This is a genomic window from Bradyrhizobium cytisi (genome assembly GCF_008123515.1).
GTDB lineage: Bacteria > Pseudomonadota > Alphaproteobacteria > Rhizobiales > Xanthobacteraceae > Bradyrhizobium > Bradyrhizobium cytisi.
In genome coordinates this window covers 71,538-90,443 of the sequence record NZ_VSSR01000029.1, presented here as the reverse complement: position 1 = coordinate 90,443, position 18,906 = coordinate 71,538, and the positions used below count along the sequence as shown (strand labels likewise).

The following is an 18,906-nucleotide window of genomic DNA, read 5'->3' as shown; positions in this document are numbered from 1 at the left end:
TCGCTCGCATGGTGCCTCACTCGCCCTTCGTGGCCGTGTAATAGCTGGCGTACGCGATGCCGTTGTAGACCTCGCCCTTGAGCCTCGGGGACTGCACGTAGATCCGCTGGACGATCTGCGTGCGCGGGATGAAGTAGCCCTGCTCCAGGACGTAGGTCTGCAACTCATCGAGCAGCGGATTGCGAACGTCGAGAGAGGCGGCGCCGGCAATCTTGTCGCGTAGCTCGTTGAGCTTCTTGTCGCTGTCGCCGAGATTGAACCAGTTCTCGCCATTGTTCGCGTCGGTGAGGATGCTGGCGACCGTGCCGGCATCGATGAAACTGCGGGTCACCTCGTAGGCCGGCACGGCTGGCCCGCCGAACCGCACCTTCTCGCCGAACGTCACGACGTCATAGGCGCGGATGGTGACTTTCCAGCCGATCCTGCCAAGCTGCTGGGCGATGAGCTCGTCGATCGACTTCGCGGTCGCAAGGTAGGGGTTGGAGTGAAGCGTGAGCGACAGCTGCTTGCCGTCCTTGGTGCGGATGCCATTGGCCCCTTTGACCCAGCCAGCTTCGTCGAGCAGCTTCTCGGCCTTGCCTGGGTTGTAGGCCAGGAGGTCGCTGTGGTCGGTCGCACCGGGCACGTTGCTCTGGATGAAGGACGTCGCCAGCTTCCAGTCGGGCGTATAGATGGTGTCGATGATCTCCTTCCGGTCGATCCCGGCCTGGAGCGCTTGTCGTACCTTCACATCGTTATACGGCTCCAGCCTGGTGTTGACCGCAAGGCCGTTGACGAAGCCGAGATAGCGTGGGGTTGCGGTGGTGAAGCCGGCATCCTTGAGCGATCTCAATTCCTGAGGCGAGGGGCTGTAGGCGACATCGGCCTGGCCGGACTGGACGGCGGCGACCCGCAACGATGGTTCGGAGACGATCTTGTATGTGATCGAGTCAAGATAGGCCGGGCCGGTGTGGCCGACGGCTGCGGGACCCCAATTGTAGTCCTTGCGCTTGACCAGCTTTACGAAGTCGCCCTCCTTCCAGGAGGCGACCACATACGGCCCGCTGCCGGATGTCTTGCCAAGGTCGGCCTGCTGGGCTGCCGGCTGCGCGAGCGTCTTTGGGGAGATGAGAATTGAGCCGTGATAGCCGAGGGTCGGAATGAAGCCGAGTGTCGGCGCCTTGAAGACAACCTTCACGGTGGTTGCGTCGACAGCCTCGGCGCGGTCGTAGGTCTTCGGGAAGAGGCCAACCGGGTTGATGCCCTCGCTCTTCCGTCCGGCGTACCAGATGTCGAGATTGGCGACGACAGCCGATGCGTCGAGTGCGGTGCCATCGGAGAACGTCACAGCTTTCTTGAGGTGTAGGGTGAACTGGGTGGCGTCGCTGCTCTGCTCCCAGCTCTCGGCGATCCAGGGACTGACCTTGCCGTCGGCATCGACATAGATGAGCTTGTCGGTCACGTGGCCCCAGATGTGGCCCTGGAAGCTGGAGATGGAGCTGTTGTTCGGAATCCAGGTGCCGCCGAGCGAGTCGATAAGGAAGGTGATGTCACCGCCGTTCGATGAGACGCCGGCACTTCGAACCGGTGACAGACCCGCCATTGCCGTCAGGGCAGCGGCCGCCATCACGGACGTCGTGATCAATAGGCGACGCCGGGAGATCAAAAACGAAGGAAGGCGTTCGGTCACGAATAGCTCCTGTTGCACCAGGCGGATGGCGAGATGCGTAGGAGAAGCGAAATGGAGCGGCCTGGCCATTCCAAATTTCGTTTAAGGCGGGCAACAAATGCCTCTGAATCAAGATGAGGACCACCGCTCCCTCCCGCCGCGTGCGCGGACAAAGCTGTGCATTTGCCGCATGCGGCTCTGGATCAGATGCCGAAGGTCAGTTGCGGCTCCGCATCGTCTGCGAGCTGGAGGGTGGACAGCGCTACACCCAGGAGCCTGACGCGTTTGGGCAGCGGCATCTCGACGTCGAGCAGGCCGCAGGCGAGGCGCTCCAGCTCGTCCCGGCCTGCGACCGGCGCGAGCAGAGACCTGCTGCGCGTGATGATCTCGAAGTCGGCAAACTTGATCTTCAAGGTGACGGTGCGGCCCCGGCTGCCGGTCGTCTCGCAATGGCGCCAGACCTTGTCGACGAGGGGGCGAAGCTCGGCCACCAGCGCGTCGAATTCGGCAAGGTCGGTCGAGAACGTGGTCTCCGCACCGATGGATTTGCGGATCCGGTTGGGCCGCACGGGCCGTTCGTCGACGCCGCGCGAGATCCAGTAATAATAGGCGCCCGACTTGCCGAAGTTCGCGTTCATGAACTCGAGCGTCTGGTTGCGGATGTCGAGACCGGTGAACAGGCCGAGGGCGTTCATCTTCGCCGCTGTTGCCGGCCCGATCCCGTGGAACCTGCCGACGGGGAGCGTTTCCACGAAGGCGGGTCCCATCTCCGGGGAGATCACGAACTGGCCGTTGGGCTTGCGATGATCGGAGGCGAGCTTGGCCAGGAACTTGTTGTAGGAAATGCCCGCCGAAGCGTTGAGGCCGGTCTCGGCCTTGATCTTCTCGCGGATCCGCAGCGCGATGTCGCGCGCGAGCGGGATGCCTTGCAGGTTCTCCGTCACGTCGAGATAGGCCTCGTCGAGGGACAAGGGCTCGATGATCTCGGTGTGCTCGGCAAAAATCTCGCGGATCTGCCGGCTGATCGCCTTGTAGACCTCGAAGCGAGGCTTCACGAAGATCAGGTCGGGACATTGCCGCTTCGCGGTCACTGACGCCATCGCGGACCGAACGCCGAATTTACGCGCTTCATAGCTCGCCGCGGCAACCACGCCGCGCTCGGCCGAGCCGCCGACTGCGACGGGCTTGCCGCGCAGCTCCGGATTGTCGCGCTGTTCCACCGATGCGTAGAAGGCATCCATGTCGATATGGATGATCTTGCGAACGCGCCTTGCGTCGCCTTCCACGGTGCCGGATTCGCTCATGCGCGGATAATACAATCGGGCCGTGGGAATCGCGAGATGATCGCGGGCTGCCGCAGTTCGCCCTCAACTTCGCCGGATCGCCTTCATGGTCGGCGCCGGGCCGTTGCCTATTCGGTTGTCTCCATGTGGTTGCGGTCCACGACCCGCAGCGTCCGTTGCATCATGCCATCGACGATGGCCGCCGAATCGCTTGGCCGCAGATGGATCGTCGTGGACTTGAGCAACCAAGGCAACACCGCCTGCTCGAGCCGCTCCTCATAGGCGTGGCGCATCATATCAAATGCCTGCAGGCCGCGACCTGCCAGGACGACATGGTGCGGGCGCAGCACGGATATCGTTGCCGCGACCGCCTCGGCAAGCGCGCGACCTGCCTGCTGGAAGACGTGCTCGAGACGGGGGTCACCGCTCCGTGCCCGCTCATGCAGGAGGGTCATCTGCGCCTCGGAAGGCTGCTGCGACGCCGCCGGCGGCAAGTCGAGAAAGGTGCGGGCGTCGCGGTAGAGCGCGTAGTCGGCGAGATGGGCCTCGATGCAGCCGCGCTGGCCGCAGCGGCATTGCGGCCCATTCGATCCCAGCTTGGTATGGCCGATCTCGCTGCCGGCGCCGGCGCCCAGACGCGCTTCACCGTCGACCACGACGCCCATGCCGACGCCGTGACCGATCAGGATCGTGGCCATGAGGCCCTGCGCCAGTGACGGCTCCGCGGCGGCGAGAGCGAGCGCAACCGCGACAGCATCATTCGCCATCACGACTTCGGTGCCGAAAGCCTCGCGCACCGGCTTCGCCAGATCGATGTCGGTGACGGACAACACCGGGCTCCACAGATGCCGGCCAGTATCCGCGTCCACGATGCCCTGAAGCGCAATCCCTATTCCCAGCAGCCGATGGTGCGGTGTGGCCGTCGCCGCCAGCATCGCATTGATTTGCGTGATCACGAGGTCGCACAATGCGCCCGCATCGAGAGCCCGGGTCGCGATTTCGAGTCGTGATTGTGCCAGGCTGAAGCCGCTGAAATCCGCAATCAGTGTCTCGATCAGATTCATGCGCAGCGAGACCGCGATGACGCGGCCGAACTTCGGGTTCAGGGTCAGCAGCACGGCCGGCCGGCCACGGCGGCGGCCATTCAGCCCATCGGGATCCTCATCGTCGGGATCGTCGGACCATGGGGGGGGCGCTGTCTCGGTCTCGCACAGCAGCTCTTCCGCGATCAGCCTCGACGTCAGGCCGGAAACGGCGGGGAAGCTCAGTCCCGTGCTCCGGGCCAGCTCCACACGCGGCAACGGCCCGTGGCGTCGCAGGACTTCCACCAGGCGGCCCCGGTTCGAGCCACGGGTCATGCCTGAAATTCGTCTCGGCAACTCAGTCTGGTCAGTCATGCTGTCCTATTTAATTCAGAGCATGAATTTAATGAGCGCGTATTGGGGCGGTGTGATTGGAAAAGCACAGCGCGGAGCGCGACGAGGCGGCCATATTTACTAATATCATGCCTCATGTACTATTTCCGCTTGAAGAAGTGGCCAGCGCATCCTGATTTTGATGTTCTGCTCTGCAACATTTCTTCGCTGCGTGAATAAAATAGAGCGCAAAAGCGCTGTAAAGCCCCTGCATCTGGGGGGACCAAAGGGAGGTACACATGAACGGATCAATGAAGACATTGCTAGTGCCGTTGCTCGCGACCGCCGCTGCGTTCGCGCTGGCCACGGGTGCGGCGCAGGCCCAGCAGAAGAAGACCATCGCGCTGGTGACCAATGCAGCGGCCGATTTCTGGGTCATCGCCGGCCGCGGGCTCGAGAAGGCTCAGAAGGAGCACCCGGAATACGATATCCAGTTGATCGTCACCAACGATGCGACCGCGGCGGGCCAGCGGCGCGAGCTGGACGACCTGCTGGTGCGCGGCGTCGCCGGCATCTCGATCTCGGTCGACGATGCGCCGCACGCAACCGAAGAGCTCAACAAGGTCGCGTCCCAGACCATCTTGATCACGACGGACAGCGACGCGCCGCAGAGCAAGCGTCTCGCCTATATCGGCACCGACAACGTCGCGGCCGGGCGGCAAGCCGGCGAGGAGTTCAAGAAGGCGTTGCCGAACGGCGGCAAGATCGCGCTGTTCGTCGGCACGATGGACGCGGACAACGCCCGCGAGCGGGTGCAGGGTATCAAGGAAGCGATCGCCGGCACCAAGATCGAGCTGGTCGACGTGTTCACCGATCAGGTCGACTCCGCCAAGGCCAAGGCGAACATGGAGAACGTGCTCGTCAAATATCCCGACATTGCGCTGTTGTCCGGCCTTTGGAGCTACGAGACCCCGCTGATCTATGATGCGGTCAAGGCGGCGGGCAAGGCCGGCAAGGTGAAGATCGTCGGCTTCGACGAGGATCAGCGCACGCTGAGGGGAATTTCCGACGGCACGATCGAGTCGACGGTGGTGCAGCAGCCGTTCGAATTCGGCTATCTCTCCGCCACCAACATCATCAAGACGCTGAACGGCGACAAGTCCTGGATTCCGGGCGACAGCAAGCTGATCGTGCCGACCCAGGTGATCAGCAAGACCAACGTCGCGGATTTCACCGCTCACATGAAGGATCTGCTGAAGAAGTGACTCTGAGTGCCTTTCGACGCCCGGCGGCCATAGCCGTCGGGCGTCGAGCAGGAGGAAGTGAATGGCGGAAATCCTGTTCGAACTTGTCGGGATCAGCAAGTCCTATCCCGGGGTCATGGCCCTCAACGATGTCAGCCTGCGCGTGCACCACGGCGAGGTGTTGGGCCTGATCGGCGAGAACGGCGCCGGTAAGTCGACATTGATGCGCGTGCTGGGCGGCGTGATTGAGCCGAGCGCGGGCGTGATCCGCATCGGCGGCACTGACCATGCCCAAATGACGGTGAACGAGGCGACGCAGACCGGCATCGCCTTCGTGCATCAGGAGCTGAACCTGTTCGAGAATCTCGACGTCGCCGCGAACGTCTTCATCGGACGCGAGAAGCTCGTCGGCGGCCCGCTGAAGCTGGTGGACAGCGCGCAGATGCGCGCCCGCGTGACGCCGCTGCTGCAGCGGCTGGGCGCTGATTTCGGCCCTGACACGCTGGTCGAAAATCTCTCGATCGCGGAACGTCAGATGGTGGAGATCGCCAAGGCGCTCTCGATCGACGCCCGCGTGATCATCATGGACGAGCCGACCTCGAGCCTGACGATTTCGGAGACCGAGCGGCTGCTGGCGGTGATTGCCGATCTGAAGGCGCACGGCATCGCAGTGATCTACATCTCCCACCGGCTCGGCGAGATCATGACCTGCGCCGACCGCGTCGTGGTGCTGCGCGACGGGCGCACGGTGGGAGAGCTGGCGCGGGACCAGCTCAGCCATGCCACAATGATCCGGCTGATGATCGGCCGCGACCTGAAAGCGCTGCATACGCCGCCGAAACGGCCGCCGCAGCCGGGCGGCTGCGACATCGTCGGCCTCGTGACGTCAGCCTTCCCCGACCGGCAGATCGATCTTTCCGTGCGGCATGGCGAGATCCTCGGACTGGCAGGACTGGTGGGCGCTGGTCGTACCTCGCTGGCCCGCGCGGCCTTCGGCATCGATCCGGTGCTGGGTGGCGAGATCAGGATCGACAACGCGCCGGTCGATGTCGCATCGCCCCGGGATGCGATCAGGCAAGGCATCTATCTGGTGCCGGAGGACCGCAAGAAAACCGGGCTGGTGCTGGAGCTGCTGATCCGCGAGAATGTGACGCTGGCGAGCCTGCGCAATTACGCGCGGATGTGGCTGGTCAACGGCGCGGCCGAGCACAATGTCGCGAAGGAGCAGGTCAGGCGGCTCTCCATCAAGGTGCCGAGCGTCGATATGGAGGCCGTGACCCTCTCCGGCGGCAACCAGCAGAAGGTCGTGCTGGGCAAGTGGCTCTCCATGCAGCCGCGCGTGATGTTCTTCGACGAGCCGACCCGCGGCATCGATGTCGGTGCCAAGAGCGAGATTTACGCGCTGATGCGCGAGCTCGCCGACCAGGGCGTCGCGATCGTGATGATCTCCTCGGACATGGAGGAGGTCATCGGCGTTTCCGACCGGGTCGCGGTGATGCATGAAGGCAGCGTCAGCGGTGTGCTGGAGCGACCGCAATTCAGTGAATACAACGTGCTGCGGCTTGCGATGGGCCAGGCGCTGGAAACCGTGGAAGCCGCTGCCCCATGAACAAGAAAGAACTCGGTCTCGGCCTGCTGCTCGTGGTGATTTCCGTCATCACGGGCATGATCAATCCGGCCTTCCTGTCGGTGGTGAACCTGCTGAACATGGCCAATCTGATCGGCCTGTTCGGCGTGTTTGCGCTTGGCGAAGGGCTCGTGATCATCACCGGCGGCATCGACCTTTCGCTCGGCTCGATGTTCGCGCTGCTCGGTGTCGTCTTCGTCGACCTTCTGACGACGTACCAGGTTCCCTGGCCCTTGGCGCTGCTGGCCGTGTTGCTGGGTGGACTGGTGCTGGGGGCGATTCAGGGCGTCCTGATCACCCGGCTGAAGATGCAGCCCTTCATCGTGACGCTGTGCGGGTTGCTGATCTATCGCGGCGCCGCCCGCTACTACACGACCGACTCGACACGCGGCTTCGGCTACGGCGACGAGGCAGCGACACTGAGCAACATTGCCTCCGGCCATGTGGCGGGCATCCCGAACACTTTCATCCTCCTGATCGTCCTTGCGTTCGTCCTCAGCGTGGTGCTGCACCGCTCGGTCTACGGACGCTGGCTTTATGCCGTCGGCAAGAACGAGGAGGCGGCGCGCTTCTCCGGCATCAACACGAATATGGTGATCGCAACTGCCTACATCATCAGTGGCGGGCTCGCCGGCGTTGCGACGGTCCTGTTCGTGTTCTACACGAACTCGGTGTCTCCGAGCTCCTTCGGCAATTTCTATGAGCTCTATGCGATCGCGGCTGCCGTGCTGGGCGGCTGCAGCCTGCGTGGCGGCGAGGGTTCTATTCTCGGTATCGTGCTGGGGACTGCGCTGCTGCAGGTGCTCCAGAACCTCGTGAATATCCTCGGCATCCCCAATTCGCTGAACTTCGCGGTGATGGGGACGGTGATTCTGATCGGCGTGTTGGCAGACCAGCAATTGCAGGAACGACGCCGGCGCAAGCAGGCGCTGGCCGGCATCGCCCGTACGGCGCCGAGATCGACACCTGTGCAAGGACAGCCGGGCGCACCGCCGCGCGGCGTGGACGCGCTGCCGGCGAGGACGGGCGACCAGGTGTGACGGATCCAGGCTCGAGCTGACAAAGCCGCTTCGTCGGCGGCTTTGTCGCGGGAGCCCTATCCCTCATATTGATCCGGCCCCATCGCCCAGGATGCCTGATCGTGGCCGTAGGCGTAGTTGCGGTTGTTGACGACAGGATTGCGATTGACCATCGGCCGCATGAACATCGGATGCGTCGCGCTGCGTACCTCGTGCTCGACCGTGAACAGATGCTTGCCGCTGTCGAGATCGACGATGTCGCAGAACCGGTACTGATACTGGTTGTCCTCGCGGGAGATCAGGTCGCGCGCCAGCAGCTTGCGATAAGGGCCGGAGAAATCGGTGATGTACATCTGCACATGGTGGCCGTCATAGGCGGGCTGCGGCCGATCGGTCTCCCGGAACAGCAGATGCTGGTCGCGGCCGGTCTTCACCGCGGCAACCTTGCCGCCGCGGTTGCGCAAGCTCGCCGGCATGCCCATGATCTCGGGATAGAAGGCGCAGATTGCCTGTGCCGATCCGGCCGGCACCTCGAACTCGACATAGGGGATGCCGAGCGTGATGCGCCCGAAGCGTGCCGCGTCCGGCTCGTGGATGCGCAGGCGGTTGCCCCAGGGGCAGGTCGCTTCGACATAATCGTTGTGCTCGGCATATGCGAAGGCGGTGCCTTCGAGCTTCCCGGCGACCGAGGCCAATCGCGCCAGCAGCGCCTCGCGGCCCTCGATGACGAGCCCGGTATGGCCGCGCAGCACCTGCGCCTTGCCGCTCGGCAGATGAAACTGGCTCCTTCCGGCATTGATCCACATGTTGGTGTCGGACACCATCAGATAGGGATCGCGGGTCAGTCCAAGCCCGGTGACGTAGAACAGGGTGGCGAGGCGCTGGTCCGGAACCTGGATGTTGACGTGCTCGAAATGGATGGCGTTGCCGAGATCTTCTGCGGATCGATCGAATTGTTGCGGCATGGATGTGCGCTTCTGGCTGGAGGGACGGACAGGCCTATACTAGAGCAGAATTTCCGCCGGCCGAAACGGCTGGATGATGACATCTTGAAGGCAGCATCTTGAGGACAGGGCATGGTGTGCGCTGCACCTTGCCGTGGCACCCATTCCCTGTAATCTGACCGGAAGTAGTGAGGGAAAGAAGAGGTCGATGGGGGGAGTTCTGGAAGGCGTGCGCGTCCTCGATTTCGGGCGCTACATCGCGGGGCCGTATTGCGCGACATTGCTGGCCGAGTTCGGCGCCGAGGTCATTCGCGTCGAGAAGCGTGACGGCAGCGAGGATCGCTTCGTGGCGCCTGTCGGCGAAGGCGGCGAGGGCGCGCTATTCCTCCAGGTCAACCGCAACAAGAAGTGCATCACGCTCGATCCGATGACGCCTGAAGGCCAGGAGGTGATGCGCCGGCTGGTCAAGACCGCTGATGTCGTCGTCGCCAATCTGCCGCCGCAGACCTTGGGCGCCATGAAGCTCGATTACGACTCGTTGAAGGCGATCAAATCGGACATCATCCTCACCACGGCCACTGCGTTCGGCGGGCCGGGGCCGTGGTCCGACCGCGTCGGTTTCGATGGCGTAGGCCAGGTCATGTCGGGCTCGGTCTACATGACTGGCGCCGGCAATCCGCCTTACCGCGCGGCGGTGAACTGGGTCGATTTCGGCACCGCGCTGCATTGCGCCTTCGGGACGCTCGCCGCACTGATCGAGCGCGGCAAATCCGGGCGCGGGCAGATCGTCGAGGGCGCGCTGCTGGCGACAGCGTTGTCGTTCACCAATGCGACGCTGATCGAGCAGGCCGTCATCAACGTCAATCGCGTCCCATCAGGCAATCTCGGCCAGACTGCCGCGCCCGCAGACATCTACCGCACCCGGGACGGCTGGGTGCTGTGCCAGGTCACCGGTCATCCGCTGTTCAAGCGCTGGGCCAGGTTGATGGGCGAGGAGGAGCAGTGGCTGAACGATCCGCGCTTTGCCGACGACATCAGCCGCGGCAACAACGGACCCGTCATCAGCGAGCGAATGGCCCGCTGGTGCGCCGAACGCACCACGCAGGAGGCGGTCGACACCCTCGGCAAAGCGATGATTCCGACCGGGCCGGTTTTGAGCCCGCAGCAGGCGCTGGATCATCCGCACATCCGCGCCGCCGGCTTCTTGCAAGACGTCGACTATCCCGGCTTGCCGAAGCAGGCCCCGGTTGCCCGCGCCGCGATTCGACTCTCGGAAACGCCGGGCGAAATCGCGACGCGCCCGCCGACGCTCGGCGAGCATACCGATGCCGTGCTGGCGGAACTCGGCTACGACACGGCCGCGATTGCAGCGCTTCGGCAGGGCGGCATCATTTAGCCGCGACGTGATCACAAGAGTGGAAATGGGCCGGCGTGTCTGCTAGACGACTGGCGGCACGAGCATGATCCGGAAAAGCGCGTAGCGGTTTTCCGAAAAAGATCATACTCAAACAACAAACTGAAGCGCGGTGATACATCGCGCTTTGGGCTTGGCGCTTTTGCGTGTGCCGGCGACTTCTATGTCGCGCGAGATGTTTTGGGAGGCGCGCGTTCGCGCGCCCTGTCCCATATATGCATGACCATCCGCGACCGAATCGGGACGAACTCGGCTGCGCGTGCCATTGACGACTGCCTACGACGAGAAACGGATTAACGTGCGTCATTCCAAGAAACTGCGGCCAGCCAAGGGTTCTCTAAACAAGAGTTCTCTAAAGAAGGGCTCGCAAGTCAAAAGCTCGCCCAAAAAGCGTTCGCCCGCCAAAAGTTCGACAAGCAGGCGCCCGCTAAGCAAAAGTTCTCCGACGACGAGCAAGGGCTCGCAGCGCGCCACGATCTCGTCGTCGTCGCCGCTCGGCATGATGGCGCTGCATTTGCTGGCGCAGTGGAAGGAATCCGGGCGCAGCGGTCTCGTGTTCCTTGCCGAGAGCGAGAACAGGGCAGAACGGCTCGGCAGCGTCATTCATGCACTCGATCCGTCCTGCGAAGTGCTGGTGTTTCCGCGGCTGAACACCCTGCCGTTCGATCAACTGGAGCCATCGCGCGAGATCGCCGGCCGTCGCGCCTCGGTGCTGCGGCGCCTCGCAAAATCCAAGCAGCCGATCTTTCTCATCTCGACGGCGGAAGCGGTGATGGAGCGCCTGCCGACGCCGGCGAGCCTGTTGCGCTTGAACACGGGCTTGAAGGTCGGCGGCCATTTCTCCGAGAGCGAGCTTCGCGTCCGTCTCGAAGAGCTGGGCTATGACCTCGATGACGAGCCGGATTATCCGGGCGGCGCCCTGTTTCACGGCCAGACCTTCGAGATATTTCCCGCGGGCGCGCTGGGTCCGTTCCGGGTGGAGCATTCCGCGCGCGCCATCCGCCGCATCGTGGCATTCGATCCGAAAGAGCACGAGATCATCTTCGAGACCAGGGAGCTTCTCGTCGATCCCATGTCGGAGCGGCTCGCCATCGCTGGCGCCCGGGCCAAGCGCGCGACGCTGTTCGACTATTGCGGCAAGGCCAAGTGGATCGCGGATGCCGGCGTGTCGGTGCATGCCGATGCCTGGCTGAGCACGATCGAGGAAGGCGCGGGTCGCGCGGACAGGGAGCGCGAATATCTGGGACGCCCCGACTGGAAGCAGGCAACCCGTTGCATGAAGGTGCTGCCGCGCAGCGCTCCGTTCCAGCCGACGCCGGAATTTTCCAAGCTGACGTCAGCCAGAAAGGCTCTGCGCGCCTTCGTCGAGGACACCAGGCGCGCCGGTTCGCGCCTGATCCTCGTCGCGGCGCAGGAGGAAGATCTGCGCGCGATGGAGCGGATGAGCGGCGTGCGCGCGGAGCGCGTCGCGGATTGGGACGAGGCCGCGAGTGCGCGCCATCGCGACGTGGCGCTGATCGCCGATCTCGACGCTGGCTTCGTCATTCCAGGCAAGAAAGCTGCCATCGTGCTGACGGCGAGTGACGTGCTCGGCAGCCGTGCGCATCATCCGCAGCCGATGGCGCGAAGCTGGATCGCGGCCTTCGATCATGCCGACGTGCCGGAACAGGGCACGGTGGTCGTGCATCTTCAGCGCGGCCTTGCCGTGCTCGATGGCCTGCAGACCGTGAACACCGGCGGCGGCGCCTTGCGCGAGATGGTCAGGTTGTCCTTCGCCGGCGACAACGCGGTGCTGGTGCCGCCGCCCGATCTGGCGCAGATGTGGCCTTATTCAGCGGAGCGCGGCAAGCTCGCGCTCGACAAGGCGGATGGCAGCACATGGTGGGCCCGCCGCACCGCCGCCGAGCAGGAGATCCAGCTCGCCGGCAAGGCCCTCGCCAAGCACATCAGCCAGCGCAAGCGGCGGAAGGCGGCCAAGCTGGTCCCGCCGGGATCGGCCTACGAAAAATTCGTCGCGCGCTTTCCGTATTTCACGACGATCGATCAGGCCAAGGCGATCAACGACGTGCTGGATGATCTCGCGTCGGGGCATCCCATGGACCGGGTGATTTGCGGCGATGTCGGCTTCGGCAAGACCGAGGTGGCGCTGCGGGCGGCGGCCGCCGTGGTGCTGTCGGGAAAGCAGGTGGCGATCGCGGTGCCGACGACGGTGCTGGCGCGGCAGCACGTTGCGACCTTCCGCAAGCGGTTTGCGCCTTTTGACATCGAGGTCGGCAACCTGTCGCGCGCCACCTCCGGTGCCGAGACGCGGGAGACCAGGGAGGGCTTGCGCAGCGGCCGGGTGAAGGTCGTGGTCGGAACGCAGGCGCTCACCTCGAAGGACGTGAAATTCGATGACCTCGGTCTCGTCATCATCGACGAGGAGCAGCATTTTGGCGCCGCCGAGAAGGCAAAGCTTTCCGGGCTTGCCAGGAATGCGCATACGCTCTGGATGAGCGCCACGCCGATCCCGCGCACGCTCGCCGCGGGTCTTGCCGGCTTCAGGGACCTGAGTGTCATCGCTTCGCCGCCGGTGCACCGGCTTCCGGTCGCGACCAAGATCGCGCCGTTGTCGGATGCCGCCATCGCCTCGGCCTTGCTGCGCGAGCAGCGGCGGCACGGGCAAAGCTTCCTGATCTGCCCGCGCATCCAGGATCTCGAGCCCATGCTGGCGCGCGTGCAGGCGGTGGCGCCCGATCTCAAGATCGTCTGCCTGCACGGCAGATTGCCGGCCGACGAGATCGACGACCGGATGATGACCTTCGTCGAAGGCAACGCCGACGTCCTGCTCGCCACCAACATCGTCGAGAGCGGCCTCGATATCCCGCGCGCCAACACCATCGTGGTGTGCTGGCCCGAAAAGTTTGGCCTCGCTCAGCTGCATCAGCTGCGCGGACGCGTCGGGCGCGGCGGCATCCGCGCCTTCGCATTTCTGCTGACCGAGTCGGCCTCGGGGCAGTCCGAGAAGCGGCTGGCCGTGCTGGAGGAGTTCAGCCGGCCGGGCGCAGGCTTCGCCATCAGCGAGCGCGACCTCGATCTCCGGGGCGCAGGCGATCTGTTCTCGGAGCAGCAATCCGGCCACGTCCAGGTCTTCGGCCCCGTGCTCTACAGTCATCTTCTGAAAATGGCCTCGGAGAAAGTCGATGACGGCAGGTCCGTGGTGTGGGTGCCCGACCTCAACCTGCCGGTCGCGGACATGCTTCCCGAGAGCTATGTGCAATCCGCTCCGGTGCGGCTGGAGCTCTATGCGCGTGCCGCGCGCTGCGGAAGCGAGGACGACCTCGACGATCTCGAGGAGGAGACCTCGCGCCGCTTCGGACCCTTGCCGCTGGCTGCGCGCGACGTCTTTGCAGCCGCGCGGCTGAGGCTCGACTGCAAGCGCAGAGGCATCGTCCGCCTCGACGTCGGGCAAAGCGCGGTGGCCGCGACGTTCCTGCCGGGACGGTTGCGGAAGTCGAAAGGAAAATCGCTGCAACGCGACGGCGATCGCGTCGTCTACCACAGCCAGACGCGCGATGCCCCGTTCGACATGGTCGAGGAATTGTTCGAGCTGCTCGACGAGGCGTGACGGGAGAGCTGCCGCCTCAGAGCGAGCTGCCGCCGCAAATGACGAGCTGCTGTCCGGTGATGGCGGCAGCGTCGGGCGAGAGCAGGAACGCCACGGCGGCTGCGACTTCGTCAGGTCTAATGAAGCGGCCGATCGGCGGCAGCTTTGGCGCGACAGTGGCACGCGTCGGGTCGTTGAGCATCGGCGTCTCGGTCGCGGCGGGCGCAACGACATTCACCGTGATGCCGCGCGGCGCGAGCTCGCTCGCCCACGACCGCGCCATCGCGACCAGCGCGGCTTTCGTCGCGGCATATTGGCCGCGGCCGGCCGCGCCCGATGCGGTGCGGCTGCCGATGAAGACGATGCGCCCGCCCTGCGGCAGGCGCGGCGCCAGCGCGTCGGCGAGGCGTGCGGCGACATCGACATGCAGCCGCCACATCGCAGCACCGTGGCCATGGCTCAGCGATCCCAGCGGACCGACCTTCAGCATGCCCGCGGCATGAACGAGCGCCGTCGGTGTGAGGCCCGCGACGGCGCCTGCAATGCTGTCGACGTCGTTCAGGTCAAGCGACAGATGATCGAACGCCGGATGGTCGAACGTTACAGGGCGCCGGCTGATCCCGGTGACGCGCCAACCGTCGCGCAACAGGCGCTCGACGATCGCAGCGCCAATGCCTGAACTGGCGCCCGTGACGAGTGCGTGCCTCTTGTCCATCCTCTCAGCCCCGCTTCACCCATGGCTCGGTCACGCGCACATACTTGATCGCGCGGCGATGGAAGGTGAAGGCCGTGTGGATCGCGCCGTCGGCGGTCTGCTTGACGGAGGGGTAGGACAGCTCGCGATTGGTCTGGTCGCGCGAATTGTTGGTCATGCAATAGCCGTCGCCGGTCTCGACGTTGCGCTTGGCCCACGAGCGTCCGCCGTCGGTCGAGATCGCCAGCGTCATCGGCGCCCGCCGCGCGCCCCAGAATGCGGTGCGTCCGTCCGACTTGCCGCCATCGCCGGCGAGCACGGGCGGAAGGTCGTCCTCGATCTCGTCATAGAGCGACAGGCGGCGCCCGCTCGCATCCCTCGCGCTGGAATCGTTGAAGACCAGCGCGAGATGACCGTTGCCGAGCCGCGTGAGCTGGATCGAGGAGTTGTTGTTGGGCAACGCGGTCGCAACCGGCGCCGACCAGCTGCGGCCGTGATCGGTCGAGCGGCTCTGATAGATGTTGTCGGCCCAGCGGCTGCGATAGACCGCAATCAGCGAGCCGTCGTCGAGGCGCTCGATGCACATATGCACGCAGCCGCGGCTGCCGGGGACGTCGATGTCGCGCCAGGTTGCACCGGCATCGGACGAGATCTTCACCGCGCTGGTGTCCTCGTCGCCGTTCCATTTCTTGCCCGGCGTGCTGTGGCAATAGAACACCGGCAACAGCCAGTCGCCATTGTCGAGCACGACGATTGGCTGCCGGATGAAGGTGCCGCGGCCGCGATGCTCCGGAAACAGCGTCTCGATCGGGCCCCAGCTCTTGCCATGGTCGCGCGAGAGGCGGCGGCGGATCAGCGCGGTGTCCTGGTTGCCCGCCAGCTGCGCCGTCCACATCAGCCACAGCGTGCCGTCGGGGGCCGGGAACAGCACCGGGTTCTGCTCGGAACGGCCGGAATCGTCGGACAGCTTTTCGGCCGCCGACCATTGCGTCGCGCCACGCGGAAGCCGCGAGAAATACACCGAGATATCCGACATGCCCTCCTGCGTGCCGCCGAACCAGACGCAGGCGAGATCGCCATTGGCGAGCGGCATCAGGTTGGCGGCGTGGTTCTGCACGCAAGGCGAAGGAATGAACGCGTCGAACCGGTCGGGATCGCCGGCCGCCGGCCGAACTGTGCCCTCGGCGGTGACCTCGATGTCGGCGATCGCGACCTCGGCACCGATGGTCATGTCGAAGTCCTTTCCACGAAAGCATTGGGTTGCGCCGCCTGCGGCGTGGCCGCGGGCGCCTGGCCCATCACCATGCGCTCGATCGCCATCACCACCAGCGGCGACGCGGCGGCGATGTACATGTTGTCGATGCCGAAGGGGTTACCGAGCAGGTACCAGAACGTGGTCGCGACGGCAGCGCCGATCAGGCCGGCGGTGGCGCCGCGGTTGCTGGCGAACAGCGGCAGATAGAAGCCCATCATCGCCACCATCGTCACCGACAGGCGCAGCGCGCGCGTGAAGAACGACAGCTTCAGGATCTCCGGAATAAAGAACACGAAGATGAGCGGCACGATCGCGATCACGATCGAGAACACGCGGGTCATCTTCAGCTCGCGCTCCGGCGTCGGCTTCCAGTACGGCACGTAGAAATCGCGCACCACGAGCGAGGCGATCGCGAGCGCCACCGTGCAGACGCTGACGAAGATCGAGGCGACCAGCGAGGTCGTCACGAAGGCGGAGGCCAGCGGCGGCATCTTCTCCAGAAACACCGGCAGCGCGTAGAGGCTGTTCATGTCGGGGTAGAGATATTTTGCGGCAACCCCGATCAGCGCGAGCAGGAAGCCGAGCGGAAGGCAGAACGCTGCGGCATAGTACGTCGCCTTGCGGGCCTCGGCGGCGCTTGGCGTCGAGGAGATCGCCTGGACGATGAATTGCGTCGAGAAGATCGCACCGACGGTGCCGAAGGTCCAGGCGAAGATCGTCGTGAAGCCGATCTTGCCGTCCCACGAGAAGTAGTACGCCGGCAGCTTGGCCTTGATCGGCGCGATGCCGCCGGTCAGCGACATCGCGACCGCGACGATGATGATGATGCCGACCACCTTGAAGGCGCTGTGCAGGATGGTCACCCAGGCGACGCCTTTCAGCCCGCCGAACACATAGTAGAAGGTCGAAACCGCAGCGATGATGCACATCGCAACGGGGAGGCTGACATGCAGCGCGGTGGCGATCGCGGCTGCGCCGCTGACATAGTTGCCGACATTCACCAGCAGCAGCGCATAGATCATGATCACGGAGACGGTGAGCATGGTCGACTTGCCGTATTTCTGCGCGATCGCGGCCGAGATGGTGTATTCGCCGGAATTGTACAGCTTCTTCACCATCAACAGGCCGAACAGCAGGAAGCCGAGCGAGGCGCCGAGCACGGCCCACCCGGCCGCCATGCCGGACTGGAACGCTTCCTGCGCCGTGCCGACGGTCGATTTGGCGCCGACGAATTCGGACATCATCAGCACGCCGACGACGACGGCCGGCATCGCGCGGGACGCGGTCATGAACTGATCGCTGGTCCGGCTGCGCAGCTTCAGCGTGAGCCAGGAGGTGAAGGCGATATAGGCGACGATCATCGTGACGACGAGCGTGCTTTCGCCGGAGAGGAGGGCTTGCATCGGTGACGTTTCCTCTGGTGGTGCCGGACGCGGTGTTGTGAGCCCGCTTTTGCCCGACGGCAGAATGTTCGGAATGCGAACAAATGTTCTTGTAATCCATTAAAGCTGCCCGGGCGCGGTGCGTCAAGCGCACGCGTCAAGGCGCCGGGGACATCCGGGTTCCAGCGAGCAGGGTGGCAGCCATGACGCGGCCGTTCGGGTCGCATCATCGCGCGCAGGAGCATCTACTCGGCGCTGCGCTTCCAGGCGCCGGTGCCCAGCTTGCCTGTGATGACAGCCAGCGCATTGCGGATCTCGTAGGCGCCGCCGTCGCTGTAGCCCGACAGGCCTCTGAGGGCGTGCAGCGTCCAGTGGCCGTTCGCGGCCGTGATCGTGCCTTCGTGCGGACGAGCCGAGCGCTGCGGCTCGGCGTGGAATCTGTAGGTGCCGTCGCCCATGATCTGCCAGATCCAGCGCGACTGCCCGCGGCCGCTCGGCACCATGATCTCCCAGGTGCCGACCAGCGCGGGATCGATCGTTGGCGAGGTCGGCGTGTGCTGTGGAGCAGGCAAGGCGACGGCCGGAAGCGGGTTCGGCGCTCCATCGGCACCGGCCGTTGGCCGGCCGGCAAGGTAGATCGCCTGGCGCGACAGCGAACCGTAGACGAACGGCTGCTGCGCGTTGCGGGTCGCCTCCATCACGTCGTCGCGGACGTTGCGGAACATGAACGTCACCTCGACGCCGGGCAGCTCGATGTTGCGCAGGAGCGCCGCTGCAAACGGGCTGTTGCGGGCGTCGCCATCAAGCGCCGTGGTGCCGTCGCGTGCGGCATAGGCGACGAGAACGTTACCGACCGGCTCGATGCGGCCGAGCCCGCTCATGGTGGCTGCCCGCGTGGCAATCGAGCGATTCATCCTGGCGGCAAACGGATTGTTGCGGCAGGCGTCGAGGATGACGAGGCCAAGGCTCGTGGTGTTCGACACCTGCAACATCACGCTTTGCAGGTTGATGGCTTCATTCGCCGCGTCGGTGTCGCGCTTCAGTTCTGCGTCAACAGGGATCAGCCAGTTCTCGCCATTGATCTCCATGCCATGGCCGGCGAAATACACAGCCGCCATGTCGGCGCCGGCGGCGTCACGCCCTAATGCGATCAGGCCGCGGCGCATCTCGTCGAAGCCGGCGTTCGCCGCCAGGGAGACGGTGAAGCCAAGCCGCTTCAGCGCCGCGGCGATGTCGCTCGCGTCGTTCGGCGGATTGAGCAGCGCGGGCACGTTGCTGTAGGCACCGTTGCCGATGACCAGCGCGACCCGCCTGCCTTCCGCTGCTGCCGCCAGCGACGCCACGCCCGCAAACGCGGTTGCCGCCGTCAACCTTGACACGAATTCGCGCCGGTTCATCCGGATCTCGCTGGTTCGAAGGAGCTTTGATCCTAGCGCAACCGATCCGGGGGAGCCA

14 protein-coding genes are annotated in these 18,906 nt (G+C 64.8%); 5 read left to right on the top strand and 9 right to left on the bottom strand.

The window, feature by feature from the left end; genetic code table 11:
- Nucleotides 1-16: 16 nt before the first annotated feature.
- The 3 genes from FXB38_RS18725 to FXB38_RS18715 all read right to left on the bottom strand — a co-directional run bounded on the left by FXB38_RS18725 (nucleotide 17) and on the right by FXB38_RS18715 (nucleotide 4,328).
- Entirely contained in the window at nucleotides 17-1,669 is a 1,653-nt protein-coding gene (locus tag FXB38_RS18725; protein ID WP_148752457.1) for an ABC transporter substrate-binding protein, read from the bottom strand.
- Between the two features lie 182 nt (nucleotides 1,670-1,851).
- Nucleotides 1,852-2,952, bottom strand: coding sequence for a DNA polymerase IV (gene dinB / locus FXB38_RS18720; protein WP_148752456.1), 1,101 nt, complete (start codon nucleotides 2,950-2,952; stop codon nucleotides 1,852-1,854).
- Between the two features lie 107 nt (nucleotides 2,953-3,059).
- Nucleotides 3,060-4,328: an ROK family protein gene (locus tag FXB38_RS18715; protein WP_148752455.1), complete on the bottom strand. Its 1,269-nt coding sequence runs from the start codon at nucleotides 4,326-4,328 to the stop codon at nucleotides 3,060-3,062.
- Between the two features lie 257 nt (nucleotides 4,329-4,585).
- On the opposite strand from FXB38_RS18715, the gene FXB38_RS18710 reads away from it, so the two are divergent.
- The 3 genes from FXB38_RS18710 (at nucleotide 4,586) to FXB38_RS18700 (ending at nucleotide 8,197) form a co-directional block, all read left to right on the top strand.
- Nucleotides 4,586-5,551 (top strand): sugar-binding protein, encoded by a 966-nt coding sequence (locus FXB38_RS18710; RefSeq protein ID WP_187434977.1) that lies wholly within the window; start codon nucleotides 4,586-4,588, stop codon nucleotides 5,549-5,551.
- Nucleotides 5,552-5,612: 61 nt separating this feature from the next.
- Complete coding sequence (locus FXB38_RS18705) at nucleotides 5,613-7,139, top strand: sugar ABC transporter ATP-binding protein (RefSeq protein ID WP_148752453.1); 1,527 nt, start codon at nucleotides 5,613-5,615, stop codon at nucleotides 7,137-7,139.
- Nucleotides 7,136-8,197, top strand: coding sequence for an ABC transporter permease (locus FXB38_RS18700; protein WP_148752452.1), 1,062 nt, complete (start codon nucleotides 7,136-7,138; stop codon nucleotides 8,195-8,197). Before FXB38_RS18705 ends, FXB38_RS18700 begins: the two co-directional genes overlap by 4 nt.
- Before the next feature lie 56 nt (nucleotides 8,198-8,253).
- Here FXB38_RS18700 and FXB38_RS18695 read toward each other — a convergent pair whose 3' ends face one another.
- Entirely contained in the window at nucleotides 8,254-9,141 is an 888-nt protein-coding gene (locus FXB38_RS18695) for a VOC family protein (protein ID WP_148752451.1), read from the bottom strand.
- 187 nt (nucleotides 9,142-9,328) lie between these two features.
- Between FXB38_RS18695 and FXB38_RS18690 the strand changes: the two genes are divergently transcribed.
- Complete coding sequence (locus FXB38_RS18690) at nucleotides 9,329-10,516, top strand: CaiB/BaiF CoA transferase family protein (protein ID WP_148752450.1); 1,188 nt, start codon at nucleotides 9,329-9,331, stop codon at nucleotides 10,514-10,516.
- Nucleotides 10,517-10,837: 321 nt separating this feature from the next.
- On the opposite strand, the gene FXB38_RS42800 is transcribed toward FXB38_RS18690, so the two are convergent.
- On the bottom strand, nucleotides 10,838-11,035 hold the full coding sequence (locus FXB38_RS42800; protein WP_187434976.1) for a hypothetical protein: 198 nt from the start codon (nucleotides 11,033-11,035) through the stop codon (nucleotides 10,838-10,840).
- On the opposite strand from FXB38_RS42800, the gene FXB38_RS18685 reads away from it, so the two are divergent.
- The gene (locus FXB38_RS18685; RefSeq protein ID WP_187434975.1) at nucleotides 11,034-14,141 is read left to right on the top strand and encodes a DEAD/DEAH box helicase; all 3,108 of its coding nucleotides are present in this window, start codon (nucleotides 11,034-11,036) and stop codon (nucleotides 14,139-14,141) included. The two genes, FXB38_RS42800 and FXB38_RS18685, sit on opposite strands and share 2 nt — an antisense overlap.
- A gap of 16 nt (nucleotides 14,142-14,157) precedes the next feature.
- Here FXB38_RS18685 and FXB38_RS18680 read toward each other — a convergent pair whose 3' ends face one another.
- The 4 genes from FXB38_RS18680 to FXB38_RS18665 form a co-directional block, all read right to left on the bottom strand.
- Complete coding sequence (locus FXB38_RS18680; protein WP_148752449.1) at nucleotides 14,158-14,835, bottom strand: SDR family NAD(P)-dependent oxidoreductase; 678 nt, start codon at nucleotides 14,833-14,835, stop codon at nucleotides 14,158-14,160.
- A 4-nt stretch (nucleotides 14,836-14,839) separates the two neighbouring features.
- Nucleotides 14,840-16,045, bottom strand: coding sequence for a sialidase family protein (locus tag FXB38_RS18675; protein ID WP_187434974.1), 1,206 nt, complete (start codon nucleotides 16,043-16,045; stop codon nucleotides 14,840-14,842).
- Nucleotides 16,042-17,472 (bottom strand): sodium:solute symporter family protein, encoded by a 1,431-nt coding sequence (locus FXB38_RS18670; protein ID WP_148752448.1) that lies wholly within the window; start codon nucleotides 17,470-17,472, stop codon nucleotides 16,042-16,044. The genes FXB38_RS18675 and FXB38_RS18670 overlap by 4 nt, the downstream gene beginning before the upstream one ends.
- 224 nt (nucleotides 17,473-17,696) lie before the next feature.
- Nucleotides 17,697-18,848, bottom strand: coding sequence for a caspase family protein (locus FXB38_RS18665; protein ID WP_148752447.1), 1,152 nt, complete (start codon nucleotides 18,846-18,848; stop codon nucleotides 17,697-17,699).
- Nucleotides 18,849-18,906: the final 58 nt, after the last annotated feature.

What these genes read in the sequence shown, in the direction of transcription:
- FXB38_RS18700 (WP_148752452.1), top strand. Translation starts at nt 7,136, where the DNA reads ATGAACAAGAAAGAACTCGGTCTCGGCCTGCTGCTCGTGGTGATTTCC.
- FXB38_RS18705 (WP_148752453.1), top strand. Translation starts at nt 5,613, where the DNA reads ATGGCGGAAATCCTGTTCGAACTTGTCGGGATCAGCAAGTCCTATCCC.
- FXB38_RS18695 (WP_148752451.1), bottom strand. Translation starts at nt 9,141, where the DNA reads ATGCCGCAACAATTCGATCGATCCGCAGAAGATCTCGGCAACGCCATC.
- FXB38_RS18670 (WP_148752448.1), bottom strand. Translation starts at nt 17,472, where the DNA reads ATGCAAGCCCTCCTCTCCGGCGAAAGCACGCTCGTCGTCACGATGATC.
- FXB38_RS18710 (WP_187434977.1), top strand. Translation starts at nt 4,586, where the DNA reads ATGAACGGATCAATGAAGACATTGCTAGTGCCGTTGCTCGCGACCGCC.
- FXB38_RS18665 (WP_148752447.1), bottom strand. Translation starts at nt 18,848, where the DNA reads ATGAACCGGCGCGAATTCGTGTCAAGGTTGACGGCGGCAACCGCGTTT.
- dinB (WP_148752456.1), bottom strand. Translation starts at nt 2,952, where the DNA reads ATGAGCGAATCCGGCACCGTGGAAGGCGACGCAAGGCGCGTTCGCAAG.
- FXB38_RS18715 (WP_148752455.1), bottom strand. Translation starts at nt 4,328, where the DNA reads ATGACTGACCAGACTGAGTTGCCGAGACGAATTTCAGGCATGACCCGT.
- FXB38_RS18675 (WP_187434974.1), bottom strand. Translation starts at nt 16,045, where the DNA reads ATGACCATCGGTGCCGAGGTCGCGATCGCCGACATCGAGGTCACCGCC.
- FXB38_RS42800 (WP_187434976.1), bottom strand. Translation starts at nt 11,035, where the DNA reads ATGCCGAGCGGCGACGACGACGAGATCGTGGCGCGCTGCGAGCCCTTG.
- FXB38_RS18690 (WP_148752450.1), top strand. Translation starts at nt 9,329, where the DNA reads ATGGGGGGAGTTCTGGAAGGCGTGCGCGTCCTCGATTTCGGGCGCTAC.
- FXB38_RS18680 (WP_148752449.1), bottom strand. Translation starts at nt 14,835, where the DNA reads ATGGACAAGAGGCACGCACTCGTCACGGGCGCCAGTTCAGGCATTGGC.
- FXB38_RS18685 (WP_187434975.1), top strand. Translation starts at nt 11,034, where the DNA reads ATGATGGCGCTGCATTTGCTGGCGCAGTGGAAGGAATCCGGGCGCAGC.